Source organism: Shewanella sp. 8A (genome assembly GCF_023475945.1).
Classification (GTDB): Bacteria; Pseudomonadota; Gammaproteobacteria; order Enterobacterales; family Shewanellaceae; genus Shewanella; species Shewanella xiamenensis.
Window position 1 is genome coordinate 141,714 of sequence record NZ_JAMDJP010000006.1, and the last position, 25,090, is coordinate 166,803.

Here is a 25,090-nt window from a genome sequence, read left to right on the forward strand (position 1 = left end):
AAAAGCAAAAAAGGGATATCATTATCCCTTTTTTATTATTTAGATTTAATCTAAATAATTAGAACTGGTAATGCACACCAATCGCCAGTTGTTTAATATCGGTATCGATATCTTTCACATTTAAATAATTGTGGTCAGCGTCTAAATCACCGCTAGTAACATCGTAACTCAAGCGAACATTTAAATGCTCTGTCACAGCAGCGTTAATACCAACACCGTAAGTCCAGCCATAGCCTGTGAAATCTTCATCAAAACCAAAACCGTCAATATTCATAGCCATAGATGCAACACCGACCTTTGCATAAGCTGAGAACATATCATTGATTTGCATAGTAAACTTAGGTGTAAAAGTAAGTGCACCCGCAGAAATATCGACATCCTTATCGCCTAAATCGCCAGTTGCAAATAAATTCGCCTCTAAACCAAACCATTCGTTAAAGTTGTAACCACCGTATACACCGAAACCTGTCCCTGTTTCTCCATCATCAAGCACATCAACAGTCACGCGATTTAGTGCACCACCCACATAAAAACCTGTGGTGTCAGCTGCCGCTACAGCTTGGCCTGTCACTAATACTGCTAGTAAAGAACCCGCAACTAAAGATAGTTTTTTCATTACATTTCCCTAATGAGTTAACCTAAGTAGTAAACGCCGCGAATAATATAACAAACACAAAATAAGAGTAATAGTTTGTAAAGGCTAAATACACTTTATACAGAAAGCATTCAGCTTTAAATAAAACGAGCATGTATGAAAAGAGACTTAAGCATTAACTAACGACTCGCAATACATTCATAATCGCGAAATAACACCAACGAATAAGGGAAAGACGTTTTCGCTCATCGAGGCATTCACTAATCATGACTTTTCCCGATAGTGCACAAATTACCCGACTGCGCCACATTAATAATGGCCAAACATGTAGTCGATACTCCCGCTGCGCAATATTGAACGGAATAATTCTCGGCCAATAATATAAGGATTGACGCAGGATAAGCTCGCTCCAAACGCCCATAGGAAGATTCACTAGATTATGATCAGAGAGGTTTGAGTCAAGTCCCCCGCTCGCGCTGGGGACATGCTCGGCAATCAACTCAAAGCGAGTCGACAATCGATGATAACGGCAGATGAGCCGCGTATTAGCATCAAACAGGTGAGACTGCCGCTGCATCCATGGCATAACCACTCCTTTGGTATGTCAATAATCGCTTTAGTGTTTTACCGCGGTTATTGAGTCGTTGGCTCCACTTGTACGGGATCTTGGTGAATAATCACCTCGGCATCTTCAAAGGCGGCCTTTACCCTAAGCCCTGTGGTATCAGCAATACTGTGGGCCTCGTTTAGGCTTAAATGGCCGTCTAACTCCAAATGGAATTGAATAAAAATGGTTTTACCTGCTTGGCGCGTCCGTAAATCATGAAGCCCTAATACTCTTGGATCTTCCTTAGCAATTTGTTTTATCCGCTGACGGGTTTCTTCATCTAACTCACGATCTAACAATGCTTGAATCGAGCGGTAACCTAAATCAAAAGCCTGCCGGCCTATGTAACAGGCAATCAGTACTGCAAATAGACCATCCGCCCACCACCAGCCATATTGAGACAATATGAGTGCTAAAAGCACCGCGGCATTGAGAAATAAATCTGACTTATAGTGCAACGAATCGGCTTCCACCACTGTGCTATTCGTTGCCGCTAGCGCCCGTTTTTGCAGCAAAACTAAGGCGAGTGTCAGCACAATTGCGACCACAGAAACCACTACGCCTAAGGTGGCATTTTCAACGGGTGAAGGATTTAGCAAACGTTCGCCGCCATAAAATAGCAATAGAAATGCCGATCCCATAATAAAAGCCGATTGCGCTAGCGAGGCTAATGGCTCAGCTTTACCGTGGCCATATCTGTGGTCATGATCTGCGGGAACGAGAGCATAGCGAATGGCAATAAAATTGATAATCGAGGCGAGTGCATCGGCGAATGAATCCGTCAAGGATGCCAACATACTGGCAGAACCGGAATACAACCAAGCTAACAGTTTGATTGTGATAAGGGTCAAAGCAGTAGCCACGGAAGCGCGGCTAGCTAATTTGACCCAAAAATCGTATTGGGAAGTTTCAGTCATAGGGGTCTATATCGGGAAGCTATGACTCTATTGTATATCAGCTTACAAGCTTAACTGCGAGGTTCTTTAGCAGCTTGTGCTTCAAATCGCGCTTTAAACTTAGCTTGTTGCTCGGGCGTCAGCAGATTGTAAATTTGATTCTGCATCTTCATCCTTTCAATCGCTTGCGTTAGACGTTTTTCCTGCTGAGCACTCAGCAGTGCCTTAGCTTGCGCCTCATCGAAGGTGGCCGAGGTGATCAACCCATGCATTTCAGTTCGGTGCGCTAAACGCTCTTCCTTCGAAGGTCTATCATCACTACGTGCTGCACGTTGCTCAGCAAACAGTTTTTTAATGTCCGCTTTTTGTGCATCAGTTAAGTCTAATCCTTCGAACATTCTATGCATGCCATCATGCTCCATGCGATCGCCACGTTTATGAAACTCACCACGAGAATGATCACAGCCTTGGCTAGGCTCAGCACTCACTGCTGTCGCCAATACTGCGGAGCTTGCTAAGATGGCAAATAGACCTGCTTTTAAAGGAGATAATGTTTTCATCATATTAACCTCAATAATTCAACTTCATGTTGTAAAGATAAGAAATAGTGACGACCCTTTTAAAAGCCGAATCACTTTCGACGATAACAGTCTAAAGCCTCATATGTAAGTGAGGGCGTGACCTGAGTAAATCAGTGTAAAGTTGCGCCAATAACCATACCCGAATCACCTTAAGGAGCAGAAACTCGACTCTGGAACTCGCTTAGGTAAAACAGATTCTCTATTCTTTACTTTGGCTTACATTGCTACACAGCAATTGACATCAAAAGGGGTATACTCAGGCAAAGTACTAAAAGTGCCTGCGATTTACTGAGCCCATGCCGGTCTGCAGCACCCGTTCACCCAGATTAAGGAACACTATGAGTCGGATATTATTAATCGATGATGATCTCGGTTTGTCAGAACTCCTTGGACAATTACTCGAACTCGAAGGGTTTAAACTCACGTTAGCCTACGATGGTAAGCAAGGCTTAGAACTTGCCTTGGCTGCAGATTACGATTTGATCTTACTCGATGTCATGTTGCCTAAATTAAATGGCTTTGAAGTGCTTCGCGCCCTGCGGCAACACAAGCAAACACCGGTGCTGATGCTCACGGCTAGAGGCGATGAGATTGACCGCGTGGTGGGGCTTGAAATCGGTGCCGATGACTATTTGCCTAAACCCTTTAACGACAGGGAGCTTATCGCCCGTATTCGCGCCATCATTCGCCGCTCACACTTAACCGCCCAAGAAATTCATGCAACACCCGCGCAAGAGTTTGGTGATTTGCGTTTAGATCCCACTCGCCAAGAGGCCTATTGCAATGAGCAACTGATCATCCTCACGGGCACAGAATTTACTCTGCTGCACACCTTAGCGCTCCATGCTGGCGAGTTGATGAATAAAGAAGAGCTCAATGAAATTGTGCTGGGTAAAAAATTGATGCCATTCGATCGCAGCCTAGACATGCACCTCTCGAATCTACGTAAAAAACTTCCCGAGCGCAGCGATGGCAGACCCAGGGTGAAAACTATACGTGGCAAAGGTTATATCTGGTTACCATAACGGCGGGAACAACTGTGCCTAATCGCTTATTTATCAAATTACTGCTCGGATTTTGGCTCTGTAGTTCGTTGATTATTGCCTTAGTCGGGCTGTTGCCTTTGTTGCAACAAAATCACGACCGCGCCCCAATCCCGCCCCACCTGCAAAAAGTACTGGCGACCGTAGCGCAGCGCATTCAAGAAAATCCAACTCTGCTTAAGTCCGATTTTCTGCGCCGCTGGGAGAGGCATCGAGATATGGAAGGCAAACCACTGCGGCTGTATCTCACCAATAGCCAAGGCCAAGTGATTAACACCAATAGAATCAGCCGTGGTGTGCGCAGTTTTATGCTGATGGCCGATGAAGAAAAACAGCCAATTAGCCACCAATTTAAAGATGAATTAGTATTTGGCCCACACCAATTTACTCTGGAGGGAGAAACCTATTTTCTCTATGGTCGACTGCCAGATATTCATCCTCGGCCCTGGTTCTTCTTCTTTATCGAAAACAAACTACTCACCCTCAGTTTGGCCATACTGATGTCGGGATTACTCTGCGCCCTACTCGCTTGGCATTTGGGTAAGCCACTCAGTTCACTCAAGAAAAGTGCAGATGCCCTCGCCGAAGGTGATCTCAGTAATCGGGTAGATAAGGCAACCACCCAACGTAACGATGAAATCGGCCAACTCGCCACTGCGTTTAACAGCATGGCTGACTCGATTGAGGCCATGGTCAAAAATCAACAGCGATTAATGGGTGATATTTCCCACGAACTGCGCACCCCACTGACCCGCCTGCAATTGTCACTGGCACTGGCCCGTAAGAAAGGCCAACAAACTACAGAAACCGACCGCATTGCCTACGAGGCCGAGCAATTAGAACAACTGATTGCCGAGCTGCTGGAGCTATCGCGGGTCAAACTTAGCACCAATGAGACCAAGGTACGCCTTGGCTTAGCCGAGTCGCTAAGCCAAGTATTGGACGATGCCGAATTTGAAGCCGATCAACAGGGTAAAAAGATCACTATCGATATCGATGAAGCCATCGAACTCAGCCATTATCCAAAATCCCTGTCCCGAGCGATAGAAAACCTGCTGCGCAACGCGATTCGTTATGCCCAGAGCGATATTCACCTGCGCGCGAACCAAGCCAGCGGCCAAGTACAGATCACCATTACAGACGATGGTCCGGGGATAGACCCTGCTGAACTTGAGTCAATTTTTAAACCCTTCTATCGCCCCGATTCGGCAAGGCAGCGGGAAAGCGGTGGCTGGGGACTGGGGCTCGCCATTACCGAAGCAGCCATTAGCGCCCATAAAGGCAAAATCAGAGCCGAGAATCGTCAGCCACACGGCCTTGAAGTCAATATCAGTTTACCGACCTAAAAACATAAGCCCCGCTAACACAGTTAGCGGGGCTTATATTATCAACAGTCAACTACCGTTAGTCCTTAATACCGAGCTGTTTTAATTTGCGATACAAGGCATTACGACTAATCCCCAAACGCTTAGCACATTGGCTCACATTACCCTCACAGGCGCGGTAAGCCTGCAACACGTTCAGATTTATGGTTCCATGGAGCGAGTCGATGGTAGCGGAGCTAGACTCGGCCAGTTCGTGCGGATGCGCCGTGGTTTCCGCGTCGACAAATTCAGTTAAAGTTTGCGGCTCAAACGCCAGATCCATTAGCTTTTGAGCAAGGTAATCGGGGAGATGATTGATCTCGAGTACAATCTCACCTTCGGCCATTAAACAAGCCACCTGCATCAAATTATCTAACTCTCGCAAATTGCCGGGCCAATCGTAACGCATCAGTTGCGCCAATAACTCAGCACACAAGGTTTGTGGGCTGCTGCGGTGACGGCGGTGCAATTTATGGATAATACGCTCAATATCCTGCCGCTCACGCAGCGCAGGTAATCGCACTTGCAATCCATTTAGGCGATAAAACAAATCCTGACGGAACAGCCCCTGCGACACCAGCGACTCTAAATCCATATGGGTCGCGGCGATGATCTGAATATCGACCTTAACACTTTGATTACTGCCGACAGGAACGACCTCGCGCTCCTGCAACACCCGGAGTAACCGGCTCTGCGCCGCCAGCGGCATCTCGCCAATTTCATCGAGGAACAAAAAACCACCGTGGGCTTGGCGGATCTTACCGATAAAACCAGTTCGATTAGCGCCAGTAAAAGCCCCTGCCTGATAGCCAAATAACTCAGACTCAACTAACTCAGCGGGCAAGGCGGCGCAGTTCACCGCCACCAAGGGCTGCGCGCGGCGGGCACTCTGGGCGTGGAGCTTTTTCACAAATTGCTCCTTGCCGACACCCGTTTCGCCAAGCACCAGTAGGGGGATCTGCTTAGTAATCACCTTATTCGCTTGCTGCCAAGCCCGCTCAAGCAAAGGATCGCGAAACCTTACTCCCAATTGACTCTGCGGCTTATCTTGAATCGTCTTCGCACTTTTGGTCTGCGTAGCACCCAACGCCTGAGTCTGTAAGTGCAGGGCCAAATCCCGATTGAAGCCCCCCGCTCGCGCCCAACTATCTCCCAAATGCAGCTCTAGGCTATCGCCCAGCTTGGCTTGACTCAGCAATTGTTTTGCCATGGGATTACAACCCACAATTCGCCCATCACTGTCAGCGATCACTATGCCTTGCCAGCCAGAACTTAATAAACTCGGCTCGGCGGCTAAATCAATCCGATAATGGCTATCGGGCAGATGACACAGCAGCGCCGTTTCGACCTGCTGCGCCAGACTCGACACTAACATTAAGGTCTGCTGTGAATGCCGCTGTTGCTCACTGGTGATATCGAGCACTCCGAGCATCTCGCCTTGGGGTGAAAAAATCGGGCAAGCAGTACAACTCATAAAACGATTTTGGCGGATAAAATGCTGCTCGCCAACCACTGAAACCGCCTGCTTAGCCGTGAGCGCCGTCCCTATGGCATTGGTGCCTTTATACTGTTCAAGCCAGTTAACCCCAATATCAAGCGCTACATCCGCTAACTTACTGGAATAGCGGCTCACACCCCAATGTTTCAGCACATAACCGTCGGCATCGGAGAGCAATAATCGACTATTGGAGTGCGCCATCAGTTGATTAAACAGCGGTAAGGCATGGGATTGTACTAATTCGATGAGTTGCTGATATTGCTCATGTTTATGTTTGAGTTCAGCGCGCGTGAGCCTGAGATCCTCACCAGCACGAAACTCTGATAAGCCAGCACCTAAGCTGCGCTGCCATGAATCGGCTAACCATGCCTGTGTGGTTGGGAAATGCGGTTTTACTGTCATAGCCATGCTCCCCGAGCGCTGTTCCATTTCGGCACACCTATGGTGTGTCGTTGGATGACAAAATGACCACAGGGCACCTTTCCTTCCGTGAATGCCCCTATTGTTTGGGATCTGCAAAATTAGCTTTTCATCATACTGTTAGCTCAACAAGTGTACAACTCCTGCCAGTTTGGCACTGTCCTTGCGATATCCGTTTATACGCAGTACTCAAGTGTTGCGTAAGAGAACACCAACTTAATCAACAACTTTGTCAGTCAATCCGATTGGCAAAGGATAAAAATAACAACAGTGCTCAAACCTATTTCAACAAGACCCATGCTGAGACGCTACACATTTAGCGTTTTCGGCAGCCACAGAAGGAATAACACTATGATTTATGCTCAACCCGGAACTCCTGGTGCCATCGTTAACTTTAAAGAAAAATACGCCAACTTTATCGGTGGCAAATGGGTCGCCCCAGTTAACGGCGAATACTTCGATAATCGCTCCCCCGTCAATGGTCAAAACTTCTGTAAAATTCCCCGCTCCGACTATCGCGATATCGAACTGGCGCTCGATGCGGCCCACGCCGCTAAGGATGCTTGGGGAAAAACCTCGGTCACCGAGCGTGCGAATTTACTGCTGCGTATCGCCGATCGCGTTGAGCAAAATCTCGAATACTTAGCCGTTGCCGAAACCTGGGAAAACGGCAAAGCGGTGCGTGAAACTCTCAACGCCGACTTGCCTCTGTTTGTAGACCATTTCCGTTACTTCGCTGGCTGCATTCGAGCACAGGAAGGCAGCGCCGCCGATATTGATGGCAACACCGTCAGCTATCACTTCCCTGAACCTTTAGGTGTCGTCGGGCAAATCATCCCGTGGAACTTCCCGCTATTAATGGCAGCATGGAAAATCGCCCCCGCGCTCGCCGCAGGTAACTGTGTGGTACTCAAACCCGCCGAGCAAACGCCGGTCTCTATCCTTGTGCTACTCGAACTGATTGAAGATCTGCTGCCGCCCGGCATCCTCAACGTCGTCAACGGTTTTGGCGCCGAAGCGGGCCAAGCCCTCGCCACCAGCAAACGTATCGCTAAACTGGCCTTTACTGGCTCCACCGAAGTGGGTTACCACATCTTAAAATGTGCCGCCGAATCACTGATCCCATCGACAGTAGAACTCGGCGGTAAATCGCCTAACCTGTATTTCGCCGATGTGATGGACCACGAAGACGAGTATTTAGATAAGGCCGTCGAAGGCATGTTGCTGGCCTTCTTCAACCAAGGTGAAGTCTGTACTTGCCCATCAAGAGTGTTAATCCAAGAGTCGATTTACGATCGCTTTATCGAAAAAGTGCTCGCCCGTGCGCAAACCATCAAGCAGGGCAACCCGCTGGATACCGCCACCCAAGTGGGCGCACAGGCCTCCCAAGAACAGTTCGATAAAATCTTAAGTTACCTTGCCATTGGTAAAGATGAAGGCGCGCAGGTGCTCTTAGGTGGCTCGCTCTGCCAGCTTGAGGGCGAGCAAAGCAAAGGCTATTACATCAGCCCAACGATTATGAAAGGCCATAATAAGATGCGGATTTTCCAAGAGGAAATCTTCGGTCCGGTTATTTCGGTCACCACCTTCAAGGATGAAGCCGAAGCCTTAGCAATTGCCAACGATACCGAATATGGCCTAGGCGCAGGCGTGTGGACTCGGGATATGAACCGTGCCCAACGTATGGGCAGAGGCATTCAAGCGGGTCGCGTTTGGATTAACTGCTACCACGCCTATCCTGCCCACGCGGCCTTTGGCGGTTATAAGAAGTCGGGCATCGGCCGTGAAACCCACAAAATGATGCTCAATCACTATCAAAACACCAAAAACCTATTGGTAAGCTACGATATCAATCCGCTCGGGTTCTTCTAACCCAGCTGAAACTTTGCCTTGATAACAAGAAAGGGCCATTGGCCCTTTCTTTATTTTTATCGCGTTGAACTATAAGAACATACCGCCAGATGCCTCGATACGTTGCGCGTTTATCCACGCCGCAGCGGGTGACAATAAGACACTGATTGCACCGCCAATATCCTCGGGTAATCCCACCCGCCCCAGCGCCGTTTGCTGCGCTAAAAACTCATTCATCTGTCGGTTATCCCGAACGGCACCGCCACCAAAGTCCGTTTCGATTGCACCGGGAGCCAGCACATTAACACGAATCCCGCGTGGACCAAGCTCCTTCGCCCAGTATTTGGTCATGGTTTCGACCGCGCCTTTCATGGTGGCGTAGGCACCAAATCCCGGAACAGCAAAGCGCGTTAACCCCGTAGAGACATTGATAATACTGCCATTATCGGCAAGCAGAGGCAGCAACGCCTGAGTTAAAAAGAAAGGTCCTTTGACATGGATATTCATCAAAGTATCGAACTGCTCCATACTGGTTTCAGCCATGGGCATATGGATACCAATCCCAGCATTATTAACTAGATAGTTAAAACTATCCCGTTGCCAAGTCTGTTCGAGTGCGGTTTTAACGCGTTGAGAAAAATCACTAAAGGACTGGCTATCACCCACATCTAACGGTAACGCGACAGCCTTGCGTCCGTGCCATTCAATTTCCGCAACCACCTCGGCGGCGGCAGCGACATTACTTTGGTAAGTAAGAATAATATCAACACCTTGTGCGGCTAAGGTCAGAGCCGCATTTTTACCTAAGCCACGGCTTGCACCGGTGATCAGCGCGATGGGAGTTGTGTTCATTGTGTATCCTCTTCATTCATCTATGTTAATGCCGCCGCACAGCATGGCGATTCCACTGCACACAGCTTATTACTTGCACAAAGAGGGATAAACACACTATAAATGGCAAGACTGTTAGCTATTAAAGAACAATTGCGATGCAAGATAGACTACAAGCCATGCAAATTTTTATGCGGGTGGCTGAATTAGAGAGTTTTACTCAAGCCAGTATCAGCCTAGGTCTGTCGAAAACCCATGTGTCGAATGTGGTAGCTCAGTTCGAAACCGCGTTAGGTGCACGTTTACTACAACGTACCACTCGTACTGTGCGCCTCACTCAAGATGGCATAAGTTGTTATGAGCGCTGTAAAAACTTGCTCACCGACTATCAAGAACTAGAAAGCCTTTTCCAGTTGCAGGCGACGCAAGTTTCGGGTCGCTTAAGAGTCGATATGTCCACGGGGATTGCACGTAACTTAGTGCTTCCTCATCTTCCTGACTTTATTGAGCAATATCCCCAAATTGAGTTGGAGCTAAGCAGTACCGACCGCAAAGTCGATATCGTCGCCGAAGGTTTTGACTGCGTGATCCGCGTAGGCAGCGTGCAGCAAGAAGGTGTTATCGCTAAAAAGATTGGCCACTTTAAGATGCTTAACTGCGCAAGCCCAAGCTATATCGCAAAATACGGCAAACCATCGAATATAGAAGAGCTTAGCCAAGGGCATAAGCTCATCCATTACGTTGGCCAGTTAGGCGGTAGCGATTCAGGATTTGAGTATCTAAGCCCAGATAATCACGAACTATGCGCCCTAGCCTTACCTAAGCTAATCACAGTCAATAATGCCGATGCCTACAGCGCGGCCTGTCTGGCGGGTTTAGGGATTATTCAAGCGCCGAATATTGGGGTGGCAAAATATCTCCAAACTGGCGAACTGATAGAGTTCTTGCCAGATTACCCTGCACCCTCAATGCCAGTGAGCTTGCTCTATCCCCATAGACGCCATCTTTCAAAGCGCCTTCAGGTATTTATGGCTTGGTTAACCAAGTTGCTGACGCCTTTTTTAGTATCGCGTTAACGGTCAGTTTCGATATTCCCTAACCGCTGCGACAGTTCCGCCATCGAGCTTGCGGTGCGAGGATCGCACTCAGGATTGGCTACGGGGCTAAATGCGAGACGCGGACCGCCGAACCGGCCTAAACGGCCTAAACGGCTTGGCAGAATATGCAAATCCCAAACTAACTGATCGTAGTAATGCAGCCGCAGGCCATTATCCGCAACAGGCCAATGGGCATAGAGTAAAAACGAATGATAACTTTGCGAGAGGGAGCGACTCGCCACTAATTTAAAATTTGCATCGAGCAGGCTGCACTCGGTCGATTCTTCAAAGAGGCAATCGTAGGAGGTCAGCAGTAAATAGCCTTGGGTGCCATTAGGTAAAATGCAGCAGTACTGTGCCTCAAGCTGCCTTCCCGCAATCTTGGCCCCAGTAGCTTGCTGATTGAAATATAAAGGCTGAGTGAGCGCCTCGGTATCGGACACTCGCAGTGTGAAGGCTGTTATCGGCTGCATGCGGTATCCTTCCTTTGTCTTGAAATAGCTAATTTCGCTTCCAATACAAGCCCATCAATATCAGGTATCCCACAAAATACGCCAGCAAATCGAGTGGGTCGAAATGGCTACCAATCACAATTCGCGCCAAGCGGTTACCGCCCAGCCCCAGCTTGTCCACTAAGCCCCAATACTGACCAAATTCGATAGCGAAGGCAAACAGCAACACAGCCAATGCCAACCATGGCGTGTGCCAAAAGCGATTGATTGATTCCCCTTTTGCATTCACCACGGGCACTAGCGTGCGCGCTATGCAAAACAATAGGATCACGACTAACACGTCACCGACAAAACCGCGAATAAATCCCGAAGGCACAAAACGGGCGATCAACACTTCGATGATAAATAACAGCACCGCATAAATTAAAAAAGATTTTCGATCGGGCTGACGGCTAAAAAGATGGACTGGCATAAACAGGTTGCTCCCTTACCTCTCGAAGATGAAGCGGCAAAATCTAGCTTAATACCAATACCTTAACAAGCTTAGTTCGATGGATTTCTCACTTATTTGCCCAGTTCACTCAACAGAACAGCGGGCAAGTTCACTCCGCAAAATTTAAGCGTCGTTTAAGTTTGGCTTTAGTAGCCTGCAAGCACACCACCTTAGGAGCAACAGATCATGTCCTCAAATATGCAGCAAAACATCAACGTCTGGGATCCCTTGATCCGTATCTTTCACTGGTCATTGGTGGGCTTTTTTACCTTAGCCTACCTCACCGAAGGCGAAGACGAATGGATGAACATCCACAGTTACGCCGGCTACAGCATCTTAACCCTGCTGGTATTTCGCCTGTTGTGGGGCGTGATTGGCACTCACCATGCGCGTTTTATCAACTTTGTCACCCGTCCGAACATCGCTTGGACTTACCTGAAGGAACTCTTCACGGGCAAGGCTAAGGATTACATCGGCCACAATCCCGCAGGCGCACTGATGATAGTCGCCCTAATCCTCAGCATAGGGTTCACTGGCTTCTCCGGCATGGCACTTTATGCCACCGATGGCCAAGGTCCACTGGCCACAAGCTTTTTCGCTACTTGGCCCGAGGGCACACTGAAGGAAGTACATGAGTTTTTCGCCAACTTCAGCCTGTTTCTAATAGCGACCCATATCGGCGGCGTGATTGTCAGCAGCCTGCTGCATAAGGAAAACCTCGTCAGAGCCATGCTGACAGGTAAAAAGCAGCGCCCGCTGATCCAACAAGATGAACATCAATAACCGCCGCAACTCGACCGTTCAAAGGAGTCAGAAATGAACTACGTGAATAAACACAGCATCGGACTAGCAATCACTGCGCTACTGCTCAGCAGTGTTAATGTCAGTGCCGCCAATACCAAGGTCGCCAGCTTGCCACTCAGTGCCGAGCGAATTGGCTTACAACTGCAACAATATCAAGCACAAGGTGCAGGCCCCTTTAGCGCCGATGCAGGACAAGCACTGTGGCTACAGCAGAGTGAGGATCGCAGCTGTGCCAGCTGTCACACCGCCAAAGTGACAGACCCAGGTATGCATCAAAATACCCGAAAACCCATTGAGGCCATGGCGCCGTCGCTCACCAGTAACCGTTTAACCGATGCGGCCAAGATTGAGAAATGGTTTAACCGCAACTGTAACTGGACCTTTAAACGCGAGTGCACGCCTCAAGAAAAAGGCGACGTACTGCTGTGGCTAAGTTTGCAATAAAGGCGTTATCCACATCCATTTTAGTAAGCAAAACGTAAGGAAATACCATGACTAAACAAGCCCATCCCCTAAGCTGGATTGCCGGTTCCACACTGACTGCCCTCGCCCTGGCGATAGGCGTCGTAGGGCTCAGCTTAACCTTTACCAGCACGGGTTATGCCGACGATGGTCGCGAGCTGAATCAAGCCATCCCACAAAATGCAGAATACTCGGCAGAATGTGGCAGCTGCCATATGGCGTATCCCGCAAATTTACTGCCCGCAGACAAGTGGCAGGCAATTACCAACAACCTAAACAATCACTTTGGTGATGATGCCAGCCTGACGCCTGAAGCAACTGCGAGAATTGAGCAATATCTCGTTCAACATGCCGCGCAAAATGGTAAGGTGATGAAAAATAGCAAACCTTTAATTGTTGATATGGGGCCACAAAAAATTACCGAGCAGGCATTTTTTATCCGTAAGCACGATGAGATCCCAAGGCGCATGGTGCAAGATAACCCCAAAGTCGGCTCATTCAGCCAATGTAGCAATTGCCACAACCTCGCAGAGAAGGGCATATTCGATGAAGATACCGTTAATATTCCTGGCTTTGGCCGCTGGGATGATTAACAGCCCAAGCTGTCTAGCCCATGATGACGACCTCTCTAACAAAGTGGTCGAATGGGTGAAGGAGGGTAAAGTATTACCCTTCGACACCATCATGCAACGCTATGAATCACGGTTAAAGGGACGTTTGCTCGACCTTGAGGTCGAGCAAAAACACGGCCGCATCATCTATGAACTCGAAATCCTGCGCGACGATGGCATTGTCTATGAGATTAAGATCGATGCCAAAACCGGTGAATGGCTTAAGGAAAAGGTCGACTAATGCGCTTACTCTTGATTGAAGATGATGCCGACTTAGTAGCTCGCCTCATTCCCGCCCTTAACAAGGCGGGCTATACCGTTGAACATGCCAATAACGGCATCGATGGCGCCTTTCTCGGTGAGGAAGAAGCCTTCGAAGCGGTGATCCTCGATTTAGGCTTGCCCGGTAAGCCGGGTTTAAGTGTGCTGAGCCAATGGCGCCAAAAGGGCCTGCTGATGCCAGTGTTAATTCTTACGGCACGCGATGCCTGGCACGAACGCGTCGATGGCCTTAAGGCCGGCGCCGACGATTATCTCGGTAAACCTTTCCATGTTGAGGAGCTGCTCGCCAGATTAGAAGCGCTGATCCGCCGACACTTTGGCCGCGCCGATAATCTGCTGCAACATGCTGGCGTCTCTCTCGATGTGGATAAACAAGCTGTGACCAATGCCGAAGGGGAAGTTATCGAGCTCACTAAGATTGAGTATCGCCTGTTGCATTATTTAATGGCCAACCCGACTAAGATTGTGTCCAAATCCGAGCTGAGCGAGCGCATTTACGAAGAGGAACAAATCAAAGACAGCAATGTAATTGAAGTGTACGTCAACCGACTCCGCCAACGCTTAGGCAAAGATTATATCGAAACGCGGCGCGGCCAAGGTTATCGACTCAAGGATGCATAAGCGTGTATTCACTCAAAGCCTATCTCACTAGAAACCTGCTTATCACCCTCACCTGCGCCATGGTGCTATTGCTGTATTTGCTATTTCAAGGCATTCAAATCTTAACCCAAGACTTTGTTGCCTCGCGTCTGCAACACGATGCCGATAGCCTGATCTCCGCCCTCGAACCGCAAGCCGATGGCACTTGGTCGCTGAGTACAGACAGGCTCCCCAATGTGTATCACAGGGTCAATTCAGGCCACTACTTTGCAATTAACATCGGTGAGCAGTTATTACGTTCCCGCTCGCTGTTTGACCATATAGTTTCACTCCCCAATCTTAAAATTGGCGAGCAACAACAAGCCACTCAATACGTTGGCCAAGAACACTGGCTGATGCTCAGTCAGACAATCGTCAAAAATGGGCAAACCATTACCCTCTGGGTGACCGAAGACATTAGCTCGCTCGAGCAAACCCAATTACGCTTTTTAGGCTTTGCGGCGGTAGTGGTACTGCTGACCATTATGATCCTGTTATTTGCCCAACACCTGTTGCTCAAACGGGGCTTTAAACCGCTAGAGCAAATGCCAGATGCCATCAGGCAACTGCGGCTCCAAGGTCAAGAAATCGATACCCAGCACACGCCAACAGAAATTAGCCCTTTGATTGAGGAAATCGAACGCCTCATGAATCAACTGGGGCAAAGGGTACAACGCTCACGCAATGCCTTGGGTAATCTTGCCCACGAAATGAAACGCCCTCTGCAAGGGCTACAATCCTACCTCGATAGCCTAGCGCCAGAGCAAAGACGCGAAGGCAGTAAGGTGCTCGCAGATCTGCACCATATTATTGAGCGAGAGCTTAAGCGCACTAAAATCGTCGGGCTCTCCACTCCGGGGCGTTTCACCGTGCTCAATGACGATCTGCCGCCACTCATCCAAGTGATGCAGCGCATTTATCCAGAGCGCAAAATTGATTATCGGTTTGATAAAGCACTGGTGATTCCCTTTGACCGGGACGACTTACTGGAACTGCTTGGCAATCTGCTCGATAACGCCTGCAAGCATGCGCGTCGACAGATACAGCTTTGTATTGAACAGACAAATACCAGCAATCGAGCGTATCTGATTGAGGTCAGCGACGATGGCGAAGGTGTATCGGATAGCGATTTAACGGTGATTACGGAACGAGGGATTCGGCTCGATGAGAGCATTCAAGGCCACGGTTTAGGCCTGTCGATTTGCAAAGATATTGTCGAGAGTTATCAGGGAGAACTTAGCTTTACGCATTCAACACTTGGCGGGTTAAAAGTTAGCGTGATATTACCTCAGCCGCATTAAACGCACAGCAAAGCAAATGCTCGCTGTGCGATGGGAATTACGACTTATAAGGCATAGGGCCGAGATAATCTTTCTTACCCACATCCACACCGTTATGGCGCAGAATCGCATAGGCCGTCGTCACATGGAAATATAAGTTTGGGATAGCATGTTCAATCGCAAACTCATATCCCGTTAAATACTTACCTTCCCAACGTGGTTGAGAGACGTGAATTGTTGCCGCATCGGCAAAATCTGCCTCGGTAAATTGGGCTAAGTACTCGATAACAGAAGCAATACGCGCTTGCAACTCTGGCAGAGTCGTTTCAGTATCATCATGCTTAGGTACGGTATCTAAATTCCCCGTTAGACGCGCGACCCCAATCTTGGCGGTATCACAGGCAATCTGGATCTGACGGATCAGGTTAAATTGATCGGGTGCTAAGCGGGAATTCAATAATACCGCCATATCCACCTTCTTCAAGTTGGCAAAAATCTCACCCTTTTCCAGAATAAGACTCAAGTTTTTCAGCATCTTGCTAAATTGAACAGCCGTTAAATCATAAAGCATGACATAAACTCCTGTGATAAACGCCACCAGATTGCAGCACTAGAGACTATATTGGGGCAAAAGGGATGATTTCAACAGAGTTAAAATTTCAGCTTTGCTAGGGCGTGTTGACGTTTCGAGATTAAATTTTGTTCGTTCTGGCAAGCTCGTGCTCGCGAAACGAGGAATGATGTGTAGTTATTCTACTCAAATGACGAGCGGCTCTTATGACAGAAAGTAACATAAAAACAATTTCTTAGCATTTATCCAGAAGCTTAACTATCAATCTTCTTTATGCATCGATTAATCGTATTGCCTGAAAAATAAAAGGCCTCGCATTGCTGCGAGGCCTTTTATTTTAAAGAGGTTGAGTTGGCCGATAAGCCGACTCCTCGCAGCGGAATCTGTTCAGTAATGGTAAGGGTTAAAGGCGCTTTACAATCTTTTGTGTCTCAGTTTGAGACACAAAATGTAGCACACTAAAACCAGACTACCGGATAGTCAGAATTTTGCAAACGAGTATTTAGCTGGTGTGCTTTTGGGGTGAATTTTCAAAAAATACCCCAAAAACAATGAAACGGGTGGCTTTAGGGAAACGCGTTTTTTCTAGGACTTTGAGGTTTTAGAAGCTGGTGGGGTCTTATATTTCTTTCTGAACTCTCTAGATAGCTTTACTAGCTCTCTCTTTTTATCGCTAATCATAGTTCCGAAGTTAATGAAATTAAGTCGTTGGTTATCGTTCTCATCGGTAAGTTGCTTTGACAAATAATCTGCAATGCCGACGTCTATAGGCAATCTTCTATGGATATAATTGGAGCCTTCAGGACGCCACGTATTCATCCAATATTCAGAATTGTGCTCCTCGATTGGAGGAATCACATTCCCACTCTGTTCTTCCTCTAAAGCGGTTAAATCTGTATACCGAAACTTTGTTATGTAGCTATCTTGAATCTTAATAGCACTGTCATAATGGTTAGCATCCTTCTTGAGAAGCTCTCTCAGCGCAGGAAATCGATTTGAGGCAGACTCCTCGCTGATTGTGATGATATGCGCGTGTGAGAGCTTTTTAGAGGCCTTCCCGTGTTCTAAAACAATTATGGTTGGCAGTCCCCACCCTCTTTCTCTCAACTTCTTACCGTAAGCATGAGCTGAAAGATTCTTAGCCTTGGCTTTGTGAGAAAAGTATACCGTGGCTAAAACTAAGCGACCTGTAACGATTCGCTTAGTAATGAGGTCTTTCATCGCCAAGAATGCGTTTTCTAGTTCTCTAGAGAAAAATCTAATCTCGTCACTATTGGTAAGACATAGCTTTGTTTCTCGTGCTCTTTTTTTCTCTTTTCTATCGATGCTAACTAGGGGCTTGTAGTGATAGCTGTTGAGATGTGCTCCCTTACCTTTGACTTCTGCTTTCGGAGTTTCTAACTCTTCAGCCTCATCCTGTATTAAGCAATCATCTAATTGTTGTTCTTCTAGCTCTGTTGTCTTTTGCTCTCTATCTAGTAAGTTATAGTAATGGATATTACTACCTACTGGACTATCGTCCATTCCAGCTGCTTTTGCATACTCTATAGCCCGCAACACAGCTGGGATACGGGTATTTTCCGAAGTTAAATTTTCGAAATCCAAAATCGTATTTTCATTACCATTTTTCTCAGGCAAAAATTGCACACTTTCTAGGCTAGAGTGATTGGTTTCGAAGTTAGATTTCATAGCGGTTTGCTCTTATAAACTCAGTGATGTTCTAATAAAAAAATTGCCTCTCGAGAGAGGCATCAGATAAGGCGACATTAGGAAGCTTCTACGGTAGTGAATTTCCCTTTTACATCGAGAATTTCAACCTCTAGCATTTCTCTTACTATCAACTCCGGTAGATCTTCGTTGACCTCAGGTTCTTCACCTAACTTAAAGCTTGCTCTTAGGGTGTCGTTTGAAAGCTTTAAGCTGGTGGCTATTGCAGACAGGGAACGTGCAATAAGTACCGCCTCTTTGGTGTCCCTTGGTGAGTCCGGTAGCTCATCCAAAAGCACATGTAATTTACTGCGTAGCTTTGACGACAAAGCTAGATCATCCATAAGCAGGGCAGATGCCTTATCTCTTATGAAATCACTAGCTAGGGAGTCTTTCAGGGCATTTTGATATTTGAGGATAACTTGCTTCTTAATTTCACCGGATTTGATACCTGCTCGCTTCTGAATGCCTCTGACGGTGTGATACGAAAGGCCGAACTGGCTTGATACAGCGGCAAGTGAGTAACCTGCCGCAATCATCGCTAAAACTTCGCCTTCGATATGGGGCGGTGTCTTAGCCAATAACTTCTCCTAATTCGTTTAAACCTGCCCGTAATCTTAAGGTGTTTAAACCTTCAGCGATCAAATACGCAACCAAATCTCGATATTCCATATCGGAGTGCTCTGCAATCCCAATGATGATTTCATTCAGCTCTTTACGTATACGAATAGGGTGGCTTGCGTTGATGCTCATATTACTTCACCCCCAAGATCGGCAAGGCTACGTTTTTAGCGATATTAGCTTCACGAAGTAAGAAGTCTGCCAATGTGGATTGTTGTAGGCCATGACCACGCCCAAAAGTAGTGCAACCAGTGAGCACCAAGGCTTCCAACGCTTTAATGTCATCAAGGCCAGTGTTCTTTGCGACCTGCTTGATTGCTTTCGCTGTGACTTGATCACCAAACTTTAGGCCGTTAATGACATTCTTGAGTGCATTAAGGTTTGCAAGTGCCGAGGTTTGATCATTCGTCTCAATGGCGTTAATGGCTGTAGAAACGAGATCTGAACAAAAGTTAATTCTATCTAACATTATTTAAGTCCTTGTTTAGCTAAAGAAGCGCTGATTCGGTATAAACCACCTAAGTGTTGATATTTAGAGGTTTCCTTGACCTCCTGCTCTAACTGTCTCTGTTTCCTCTGCGCTTCTTTTTGCTTGGACTGTTGATTGATTAGTTCTTGCTCCTCGAATGAGATTTTTTGGGGTTCATTCTGCTTGTATTTATTAGCTAGTCGATAAATCTCGTGCTCTGAAAGCTGATTTAAATAGCTTAATTCTAAACCTTGATCTTGGAGATCCAGAATTAAGATATCTAGTGTTTTAGATATGTTATTTCTCATAAATTTTACTTTACTCTGTATAAGGATAAATCTTTACGATTCAGACACCTGCATTATACACATAATGAAAAAATGTAGCTACATTACATAGCTACATCAACTGTTTGTAAGCTGTGCATAATTCGTGGATATATAGAAAAGTAGATCTTTATCAGCGGGTTAGTGCCAGCAAAATATTTTGCTCTTTTAGTTCGATCGCTTCTTATTTGATCGAGTTTTGCTTTTTTACCCTTTGGACTGTTGAAACGGAACACCCGAGCATCTCGGCAGTTTTACGAATACTCATCGTTTGCAGGTGAGTGTGAATCGCTTGGTGAAGCTTTTCATCCTTGTTTTGACCTCCCCATGTTTTCCCTTCGGCTTTGGCTTTAGCAATGCCTTGGGCTTGTCTAACCCTTCTCGTTTCGTAATCGTCCCGAGCCATACCCGCTGCGAGGTCAATCATAAAGTTAGTAAGAGCCTTTTGAATGAAGCCGGAATTCACATCGTTTGCTGTTAGTGCTGAATGTGTTTGAGGTTGGTCGGCTATCACAATGATGATCCCTTTACTCGCAATCTTGCTCTTTAAACTCTGCCAAGTTTCCCAAGGTAAGCGGCTCAAGCGATCCATCTTCTCAATGAGCAGAATGTCCCCCTCGGATGCTTCCTCAATAAGCCGATTTAGCTCTGGGCGGTCAGGGTCGTTTCCTGATACGTTTTCTTGATAAAAGGTCGTAATCTTTACGTGGTGAGCTTTAGCGAAGGCGATTAACTCCGGTTTGGCGCGTAAGCTGTCTTGATCTTTGGTTGAAGCTCGAAGGTAGGCACGAATGGTAAGATTAGGTGTATTCAGCATGTGGTGTCTCAAGTCATTACATTTAGGTGTATTCATTTGGCTCTGAAAGCCGCATTCCTACGTTATACCAAATGTATTCATTGAAGTATACTACATGACAACAACGCTACCTATAGGAAATTATTAAAAATTAATCTTTTATCTATGAACTATTAGTGTTTTAATCAAGTCTAAAAAGAATATTTGACTCCTGAGCAAGCATCTCACTGCTACCACCATTTTGACAACAAGCAACTTATGCCATATGAAGTAAAAGAACTAAACGTCAACCCCGAAGACCTCGAACAACTGGGAACCAAAGAAAAGTTTTGGTTTTCATATGGAAATGCCCAAGAAGGAGACAGAAGGTCAATTAAATGGCTCTTTAAATACTCGCGCGCGAACACAGGTGAGCATTGGTCTGAAAAAATTGCAGAGCAGATGTGTAAAGCGCTGTTTATACCTCATGCACAATATGACATGGCATGTGTAAATTCTCGCATGGGAGTTGTTACGCCTAATATTATTCCTGAAACGCGACGCATGGTAATGGGTAACGAAGTTCTGCACAAAGATAGCCCTGCTGCTTACCCAGACCCCGAAGACCAAGTAAAAAAAATCGTTAGGATCAAAGAACATACTATCAATCGTGTTCTAGGTTGTTTAGACAAAAACAATGTTCAACCGCCTGATGGGTGGGACAACATTGAAGGACTAAATGCTGGTGATGTCTTCTGCGGATATCTCATGTTAGATGCACTGATAAGCAATCAGGACAGACACCACGAAAATTGGGCGATTGTGATTGATTTAAAAACACAAGAAAAATACTTATGCGAAACTTATGACCATGCAGCAAGTCTAGGAAGAGAGCTACTGGACACAGAACGAACCGAGCGAATGCATACTAAAGATGTAAATAGGCGTATCATTAGTTTCGTGTCCAAAGCTCGCTCTGAACTTTTCAAGCTAAAAACAGATAAAAAACCTATGCTTACTGTAGATGCATTTTTTACTGCCGTAGAGAAAAGAGAAACAGCTAAAAACCACTGGCTTGGTCGACTAAAGAACTTAACTGATGATAAAATAGTTAGTATATTTGATGATGTTCCAGACAATGTAATATCAGATGTCGCGAGAACATTCGCATTGAATATGGTACTTGAAAATAAAAAAAGGTTATTAACAGATGAGAGAGCATAGCACGGTTTACTTAGCTTGGCAGGCGCCAGAGACTAGAGACTGGCATGTCGTTGGTGCTTTAACACAAGCTTCAAAAGGTTATGATTTCCACTACACAAAGGGTGCATTGGTTTCTGAAAGTTTTGTTCCTTTTAGTGGTATGGAAAATCTAAATAACTCATATCATTCTGATGAATTATTTCCTTTATTTAATAATAGGTTACTTTCACAAAAACGTCCTGAATACCCAAGCTTTATTAAATGGCTCGGACTATCAGAAAGTGAAGCTACTCCTGTAAATATTCTTGCTCGTTCTGGTGGTATTAGAAATACTGACCAACTACAAATGTTTAGGAAAATTGAAGTCGATGAGTCAGGTTTGTTTACTCACTACTTTTTTTTGCATGGGCTAAGTTATTTGCCTCAGCAGGCTCAAGAGAGAATTGATAATCTTTTGGAAGGTGAAAAATTACTATTATGTAAAGATTGTCAAAATCCTTACGATAGCGAAGCTGTTTTTGTTAGAGCAAACCATCCTCCAGAAATTGTAGGTTTCTGCCCTAGATATTTAGCCAGAGATATTAGCAAGTTGATGGATACAACAGATTATCTCAATGTCACAGTTGAAAAAATCACTTCAGATGCACCAATAAATTATCGATTAATGTGCAAAATTGAAGGGAAACTAAATTCGGATAATTTTGAACAGTTTACAGATCAAAGTGAGTATCAGTTTATTGTTTAATTGAAATTCCCTATATAAATATCTACATAGAAGCCGAGAACTATAATTTATGGCTCTCGGCTTTTTAATTATTAGGTGTTCTAAAGTCCTAGAAGTTTGTTTCGTATACTAATCCATCAAGCAGCGGCTTCAACTTATCCAATGAAATTAGATAAATATGAGAGTATTTATCATGAATTCCATCTCCGTTTTTAGAGGATTTGTGACCCGCAATAGCCTTACTTAGAAACTCATTTGCCCCATTCGCTCGTATCAAAGAAATGACCGTGTGCCTGAATGAATAGAGAGTCAACTTGTTACCCTCAACATCCCTTTCTGGTAAACCGATTTGTTTGCGGATTTCAGGGTAGCGAGAGGTCAGATAGCGCTCTGATACATCGAATAAACGATCTTCTGCATTCTTAAACGAATTTACATAATCCATGAAACCTAGTTGAATTAACGGCTCTGCGATAGGAATCTTCCGAGTGGATGCATCTGTTTTACCGAACTGAATTTGCATGTACCAAATGCCAGTCATAGGACATCGTAGAACCTTTCCTTTAGTGAGTTTTTGGATTTCATTATTTCTCATGCCAGAATACGCCATGATTAACAATGACCACTTTAAATGTAGCCTTTCACAACCTTGCGCAAAGTCGATAATTTTCTTAGCTGTCGGTATATCAAATGCTCCTCGATCCTCACCATTTTTCGACTTAACTCTTCTTTTCTCCATAGGCGAAACATCTAAAACTCGCTCCATGACCAACCAACGGAAAAAGCCTTGGTATGTCTTTAGCCAATGAGTGTTATTCGTTATTTGATCCTCATCAGGTACTTCATCCTGTAAAGCTAACTCCATAAGTTCCGAGAGTTCTTTGTTCTTGTAATCCTTAAGGTTCCCTCTTGGCATACGTGAACTAACCGAAAGCAATTCATCGACTTGTGCTCCATTGAGATCAACCGAAAGTTCACCATGTAAATAAACAATCAACGCCATATGTCTAATTCTGGCTTGCATATCATCGTGGTTTAGATGCGTACAGCTCTCGAGCCACTTCTTAGACATTTCCGCAATTGTAGGTTTTGACTCGCATTCATCGACTTCAATAACTTTTGTCAGAGGAGCCTCAAAGTGCTGAGGATACTCTTTCATAAATGCAGATAGCTCTTTCCTTTCTTCGCTGAGACTATTCCCTTCAAATTTCAACTCAAATGAACCCGTCAGACAGGTAATTAAACCCATTTGAATCGTGTTTTCTATCTGTTTAGCCACCAATGAACTCCTTAAATCATCAAATTGACTAATCACATTGGCCACAATCTTTCGCGCTATTCTTGAGGATTTGGTATGAAGGCTTTGCCGGATAACAGGAGGAAGGTCTGTAGCTTCTTGCACAAGTTTTGGAACACGAATCCGCAAGTAATAGATCCCATTCCGTTGAAAGGTATAGGGGAGATTTTGTAGCTCAGTTTGTAGCACAGTCTGTAACATAAAAGGCCTCGCATCGCTGCGAGGCCTTCTATTTCGAAAGGTTTGAGTTGGCCGATAAGCCGGGTCCTGTCGTGGACAGTCATTCATCTAGGCCTGCAATCGCTCACAGGCTCAAGCGACCTACCCGGTTCCAACGCGAGCCACGCCATACGGAACCCTATTTGGTCTTGCTTCGGGTGGAGTTTACCTTGCTACGGACTATTGCTAGCCGCACGGTGCGCTCTTACCGCACCCTTTCACCCTTACCACCTTAGCCGAGGCTATGATGGCGGTCTCCTCTCTGTTGCACTTGTCGTCGGTTCACACCGCCCAGGCGTTACCTGGCACCCCGCTCTTTGAAGCCCGGACTTTCCTCCCCGTTCTTGCGAACGCGGCGACTGTCTGGCCAACTCGGCGCGGATTATAGCCTAAGCAATCTGCGCGTACCACTGTTAATCCTGCCAGTGTGTGTCTATCTGTTAGATCTGCTTATAAATCAGACTCTAAACCGAACTTATACAGGGCATTCTTTTTAAGACCGTGAATTTGCGCGGCAATGGCGGCGGCCTTTTTAAGCGGCAATTCTTCACAGAGTAACTTGAGTGTGTTGATGGCAACGGTTGGGATAGCTTCATCATCCTCGGCCGCACGGTGACCGTGCACCATCAGCACAATCTCACCTTTTTGCTGGTTAAGATCGTTGCTGACGGTAGCCAATACCTCAGCCACTGGGCCGCTGAGAAAGGTCTCGAAGGTTTTAGTCACTTCACGCGCCATCACCACCTGCCGCTCACCGCCTAACACTTCAACCATAGTCGTTAGGCTATGTTCGATACGGTGGGGAGATTCATAAAAAATCAGCGTGCGCGGATCTTCTTTTAGTTCTAACAACTTGTCGGCGCGAGCTTTTTCTTTCGAAGGTAAAAAACCTTCAAAAGAAAAACGATCCGACGGCAAACCCGAGGCACTTAACGCCGTAATCGCCGCACAGGGGCCTGGCAGCGGGATCACCTTAAAGCCAGATTGGCGCACATGGGAGACCAAGTGATAGCCGGGGTCGGAAATCAGCGGCGTGCCCGCATCAGAAATTAGCGCAATCGACTGCCCTGCGGCTAGCTGATCCACAATCCACTGGGCGCGAGCACGCTCATTATGGTCGTGCAGTGCGATGGTTTTAGTTGAAATGCCAAAATGACTCAATAACTTGCCGCTATGGCGGGTGTCTTCACAGGCAATTAATGCAACCTGACTGAGCACGTCAATAGCACGTGGGCTCATGTCCCCCAAATTACCAATAGGAGTGGGAACGATGTAGAGTGCGACGCTTTGGTCCATATATACCTCTGTAATGACAGTGCCAAGACTTTCGTCAAGCGCAAGAGAAGGTTAAACTAGAGGCAGCATCTTACCA

At 46.3% G+C, this 25,090-nt stretch carries 29 protein-coding genes and 1 other RNA gene; 12 read left to right on the forward strand and 18 right to left on the reverse strand.

Features of this window, described 5'->3' with window-relative positions:
- Window positions 1–58 precede the first annotated feature (58 nt).
- From M0413_RS06615 to M0413_RS06630, 4 genes are all read right to left on the reverse strand, one after another.
- The gene (locus M0413_RS06615) at window positions 59–616 is read right to left on the reverse strand and encodes a porin family protein (protein WP_047538633.1); all 558 of its coding nucleotides are present in this window, start codon (window positions 614–616) and stop codon (window positions 59–61) included.
- Window positions 617–770: 154 nt separating this feature from the next.
- Window positions 771–1,181: a hypothetical protein gene (locus M0413_RS06620; protein WP_249553541.1), complete on the reverse strand. Its 411-nt coding sequence runs from the start codon at window positions 1,179–1,181 to the stop codon at window positions 771–773.
- Between the two features lie 47 nt (window positions 1,182–1,228).
- Complete coding sequence (gene fieF, locus M0413_RS06625; protein WP_037423092.1) at window positions 1,229–2,119, reverse strand: cation efflux pump FieF; 891 nt, start codon at window positions 2,117–2,119, stop codon at window positions 1,229–1,231.
- A 50-nt stretch (window positions 2,120–2,169) separates the two neighbouring features.
- Window positions 2,170–2,658: a Spy/CpxP family protein refolding chaperone gene (locus tag M0413_RS06630; RefSeq protein ID WP_050991289.1), complete on the reverse strand. Its 489-nt coding sequence runs from the start codon at window positions 2,656–2,658 to the stop codon at window positions 2,170–2,172.
- Between the two features lie 359 nt (window positions 2,659–3,017).
- Between M0413_RS06630 and M0413_RS06635 the strand changes: the two genes are divergently transcribed.
- Both M0413_RS06635 and M0413_RS06640 read left to right on the forward strand, forming a co-directional pair.
- Entirely contained in the window at window positions 3,018–3,704 is a 687-nt protein-coding gene (locus M0413_RS06635; RefSeq protein WP_037423088.1) for a response regulator, read from the forward strand.
- Between the two features lie 14 nt (window positions 3,705–3,718).
- On the forward strand, window positions 3,719–5,068 hold the full coding sequence (locus M0413_RS06640; protein ID WP_249553543.1) for an ATP-binding protein: 1,350 nt from the start codon (window positions 3,719–3,721) through the stop codon (window positions 5,066–5,068).
- A 58-nt stretch (window positions 5,069–5,126) separates the two neighbouring features.
- On the opposite strand, the gene M0413_RS06645 is transcribed toward M0413_RS06640, so the two are convergent.
- Window positions 5,127–6,986: a sigma-54-dependent Fis family transcriptional regulator gene (locus M0413_RS06645; protein ID WP_249553545.1), complete on the reverse strand. Its 1,860-nt coding sequence runs from the start codon at window positions 6,984–6,986 to the stop codon at window positions 5,127–5,129.
- A gap of 369 nt (window positions 6,987–7,355) precedes the next feature.
- Here M0413_RS06645 and exaC point away from each other — a divergent pair, with 369 nt between their 5' ends.
- Window positions 7,356–8,876, forward strand: coding sequence for an acetaldehyde dehydrogenase ExaC (exaC, locus tag M0413_RS06650; protein WP_037423082.1), 1,521 nt, complete (start codon window positions 7,356–7,358; stop codon window positions 8,874–8,876).
- Between the two features lie 69 nt (window positions 8,877–8,945).
- On the opposite strand, the gene M0413_RS06655 is transcribed toward exaC, so the two are convergent.
- A complete protein-coding gene (locus M0413_RS06655) occupies window positions 8,946–9,707 on the reverse strand; it encodes an SDR family NAD(P)-dependent oxidoreductase (protein WP_249553547.1) in 762 nt (253 codons plus the stop codon).
- Window positions 9,708–9,844: 137 nt separating this feature from the next.
- Between M0413_RS06655 and M0413_RS06660 the strand changes: the two genes are divergently transcribed.
- On the forward strand, window positions 9,845–10,762 hold the full coding sequence (locus M0413_RS06660; protein ID WP_249553549.1) for a LysR family transcriptional regulator: 918 nt from the start codon (window positions 9,845–9,847) through the stop codon (window positions 10,760–10,762).
- Here the strand turns inward: M0413_RS06660 and M0413_RS06665 are convergent.
- On the reverse strand, window positions 10,759–11,256 hold the full coding sequence (locus tag M0413_RS06665; RefSeq protein ID WP_249553551.1) for a hypothetical protein: 498 nt from the start codon (window positions 11,254–11,256) through the stop codon (window positions 10,759–10,761). The two genes, M0413_RS06660 and M0413_RS06665, sit on opposite strands and share 4 nt — an antisense overlap.
- Before the next feature lie 28 nt (window positions 11,257–11,284).
- A complete protein-coding gene (locus M0413_RS06670; RefSeq protein ID WP_249553553.1) occupies window positions 11,285–11,707 on the reverse strand; it encodes a ribosomal maturation YjgA family protein in 423 nt (140 codons plus the stop codon).
- Between the two features lie 207 nt (window positions 11,708–11,914).
- On the opposite strand from M0413_RS06670, the gene M0413_RS06675 reads away from it, so the two are divergent.
- The 6 genes from M0413_RS06675 to M0413_RS06700 are packed head-to-tail and all read left to right on the forward strand — an operon-like array spanning window position 11,915 to window position 15,827.
- Entirely contained in the window at window positions 11,915–12,511 is a 597-nt protein-coding gene (locus tag M0413_RS06675; protein ID WP_037425122.1) for a cytochrome b/b6 domain-containing protein, read from the forward strand.
- Window positions 12,512–12,544: 33 nt separating this feature from the next.
- On the forward strand, window positions 12,545–12,976 hold the full coding sequence (locus M0413_RS06680; RefSeq protein WP_047538656.1) for a DUF1924 domain-containing protein: 432 nt from the start codon (window positions 12,545–12,547) through the stop codon (window positions 12,974–12,976).
- A 47-nt stretch (window positions 12,977–13,023) separates the two neighbouring features.
- Window positions 13,024–13,587 carry a diheme cytochrome c gene (locus tag M0413_RS06685; RefSeq protein WP_047538659.1) on the forward strand — a complete coding sequence of 188 codons (564 nt, stop codon included), beginning with the start codon at window positions 13,024–13,026 and terminating at the stop codon, window positions 13,585–13,587.
- Complete coding sequence (locus M0413_RS06690) at window positions 13,580–13,846, forward strand: PepSY domain-containing protein (protein ID WP_037423059.1); 267 nt, start codon at window positions 13,580–13,582, stop codon at window positions 13,844–13,846. Before M0413_RS06685 ends, M0413_RS06690 begins: the two co-directional genes overlap by 8 nt.
- A complete protein-coding gene (locus tag M0413_RS06695) occupies window positions 13,846–14,508 on the forward strand; it encodes a winged helix-turn-helix domain-containing protein (protein WP_037423056.1) in 663 nt (220 codons plus the stop codon). Before M0413_RS06690 ends, M0413_RS06695 begins: the two co-directional genes overlap by 1 nt.
- A gap of 2 nt (window positions 14,509–14,510) precedes the next feature.
- Window positions 14,511–15,827, forward strand: coding sequence for a sensor histidine kinase (locus M0413_RS06700; RefSeq protein WP_249553555.1), 1,317 nt, complete (start codon window positions 14,511–14,513; stop codon window positions 15,825–15,827).
- A gap of 37 nt (window positions 15,828–15,864) precedes the next feature.
- On the opposite strand, the gene M0413_RS06705 is transcribed toward M0413_RS06700, so the two are convergent.
- The 7 genes from M0413_RS06705 to M0413_RS06735 all read right to left on the reverse strand — a co-directional run bounded on the left by M0413_RS06705 (window position 15,865) and on the right by M0413_RS06735 (window position 20,353).
- Window positions 15,865–16,377, reverse strand: a complete 513-nt coding sequence (locus M0413_RS06705) for a DUF1993 domain-containing protein (protein WP_037423051.1) — start codon at window positions 16,375–16,377, stop codon at window positions 15,865–15,867.
- A gap of 585 nt (window positions 16,378–16,962) precedes the next feature.
- Window positions 16,963–18,066, reverse strand: a complete 1,104-nt coding sequence (locus tag M0413_RS06710) for a hypothetical protein (protein ID WP_249553557.1) — start codon at window positions 18,064–18,066, stop codon at window positions 16,963–16,965.
- A gap of 77 nt (window positions 18,067–18,143) precedes the next feature.
- Window positions 18,144–18,665 (reverse strand): helix-turn-helix domain-containing protein, encoded by a 522-nt coding sequence (locus tag M0413_RS06715; protein ID WP_169548301.1) that lies wholly within the window; start codon window positions 18,663–18,665, stop codon window positions 18,144–18,146.
- Window positions 18,658–18,837 (reverse strand): hypothetical protein, encoded by a 180-nt coding sequence (locus M0413_RS06720; RefSeq protein WP_249553559.1) that lies wholly within the window; start codon window positions 18,835–18,837, stop codon window positions 18,658–18,660. Before M0413_RS06720 ends, M0413_RS06715 begins: the two co-directional genes overlap by 8 nt.
- A 1-nt stretch (window position 18,838) precedes the next feature.
- Window positions 18,839–19,174: a hypothetical protein gene (locus tag M0413_RS06725; RefSeq protein ID WP_249553561.1), complete on the reverse strand. Its 336-nt coding sequence runs from the start codon at window positions 19,172–19,174 to the stop codon at window positions 18,839–18,841.
- The gene (locus M0413_RS06730; protein WP_249553563.1) at window positions 19,174–19,482 is read right to left on the reverse strand and encodes a hypothetical protein; all 309 of its coding nucleotides are present in this window, start codon (window positions 19,480–19,482) and stop codon (window positions 19,174–19,176) included. Before M0413_RS06730 ends, M0413_RS06725 begins: the two co-directional genes overlap by 1 nt.
- A 202-nt stretch (window positions 19,483–19,684) precedes the next feature.
- A complete protein-coding gene (locus tag M0413_RS06735; protein ID WP_249553565.1) occupies window positions 19,685–20,353 on the reverse strand; it encodes a recombinase family protein in 669 nt (222 codons plus the stop codon).
- A 147-nt stretch (window positions 20,354–20,500) separates the two neighbouring features.
- On the opposite strand from M0413_RS06735, the gene M0413_RS06740 reads away from it, so the two are divergent.
- Window positions 20,501–21,499 carry a HipA domain-containing protein gene (locus M0413_RS06740; RefSeq protein ID WP_249553567.1) on the forward strand — a complete coding sequence of 333 codons (999 nt, stop codon included), beginning with the start codon at window positions 20,501–20,503 and terminating at the stop codon, window positions 21,497–21,499.
- Window positions 21,486–22,223, forward strand: a complete 738-nt coding sequence (locus tag M0413_RS06745; protein ID WP_249553569.1) for an HIRAN domain-containing protein — start codon at window positions 21,486–21,488, stop codon at window positions 22,221–22,223. Before M0413_RS06740 ends, M0413_RS06745 begins: the two co-directional genes overlap by 14 nt.
- A gap of 88 nt (window positions 22,224–22,311) precedes the next feature.
- On the opposite strand, the gene M0413_RS06750 is transcribed toward M0413_RS06745, so the two are convergent.
- The 3 genes from M0413_RS06750 to rsmI form a co-directional block, all read right to left on the reverse strand.
- Window positions 22,312–23,700 carry a DUF6538 domain-containing protein gene (locus tag M0413_RS06750; protein WP_330130968.1) on the reverse strand — a complete coding sequence of 463 codons (1,389 nt, stop codon included), beginning with the start codon at window positions 23,698–23,700 and terminating at the stop codon, window positions 22,312–22,314.
- A 39-nt stretch (window positions 23,701–23,739) separates the two neighbouring features.
- Window positions 23,740–24,093, reverse strand: an RNA gene (gene rnpB, locus M0413_RS06755) — RNase P RNA component class A.
- A gap of 75 nt (window positions 24,094–24,168) precedes the next feature.
- Window positions 24,169–25,014 carry a 16S rRNA (cytidine(1402)-2'-O)-methyltransferase gene (gene rsmI, locus M0413_RS06760; protein ID WP_037424211.1) on the reverse strand — a complete coding sequence of 282 codons (846 nt, stop codon included), beginning with the start codon at window positions 25,012–25,014 and terminating at the stop codon, window positions 24,169–24,171.
- Window positions 25,015–25,090: the final 76 nt, after the last annotated feature.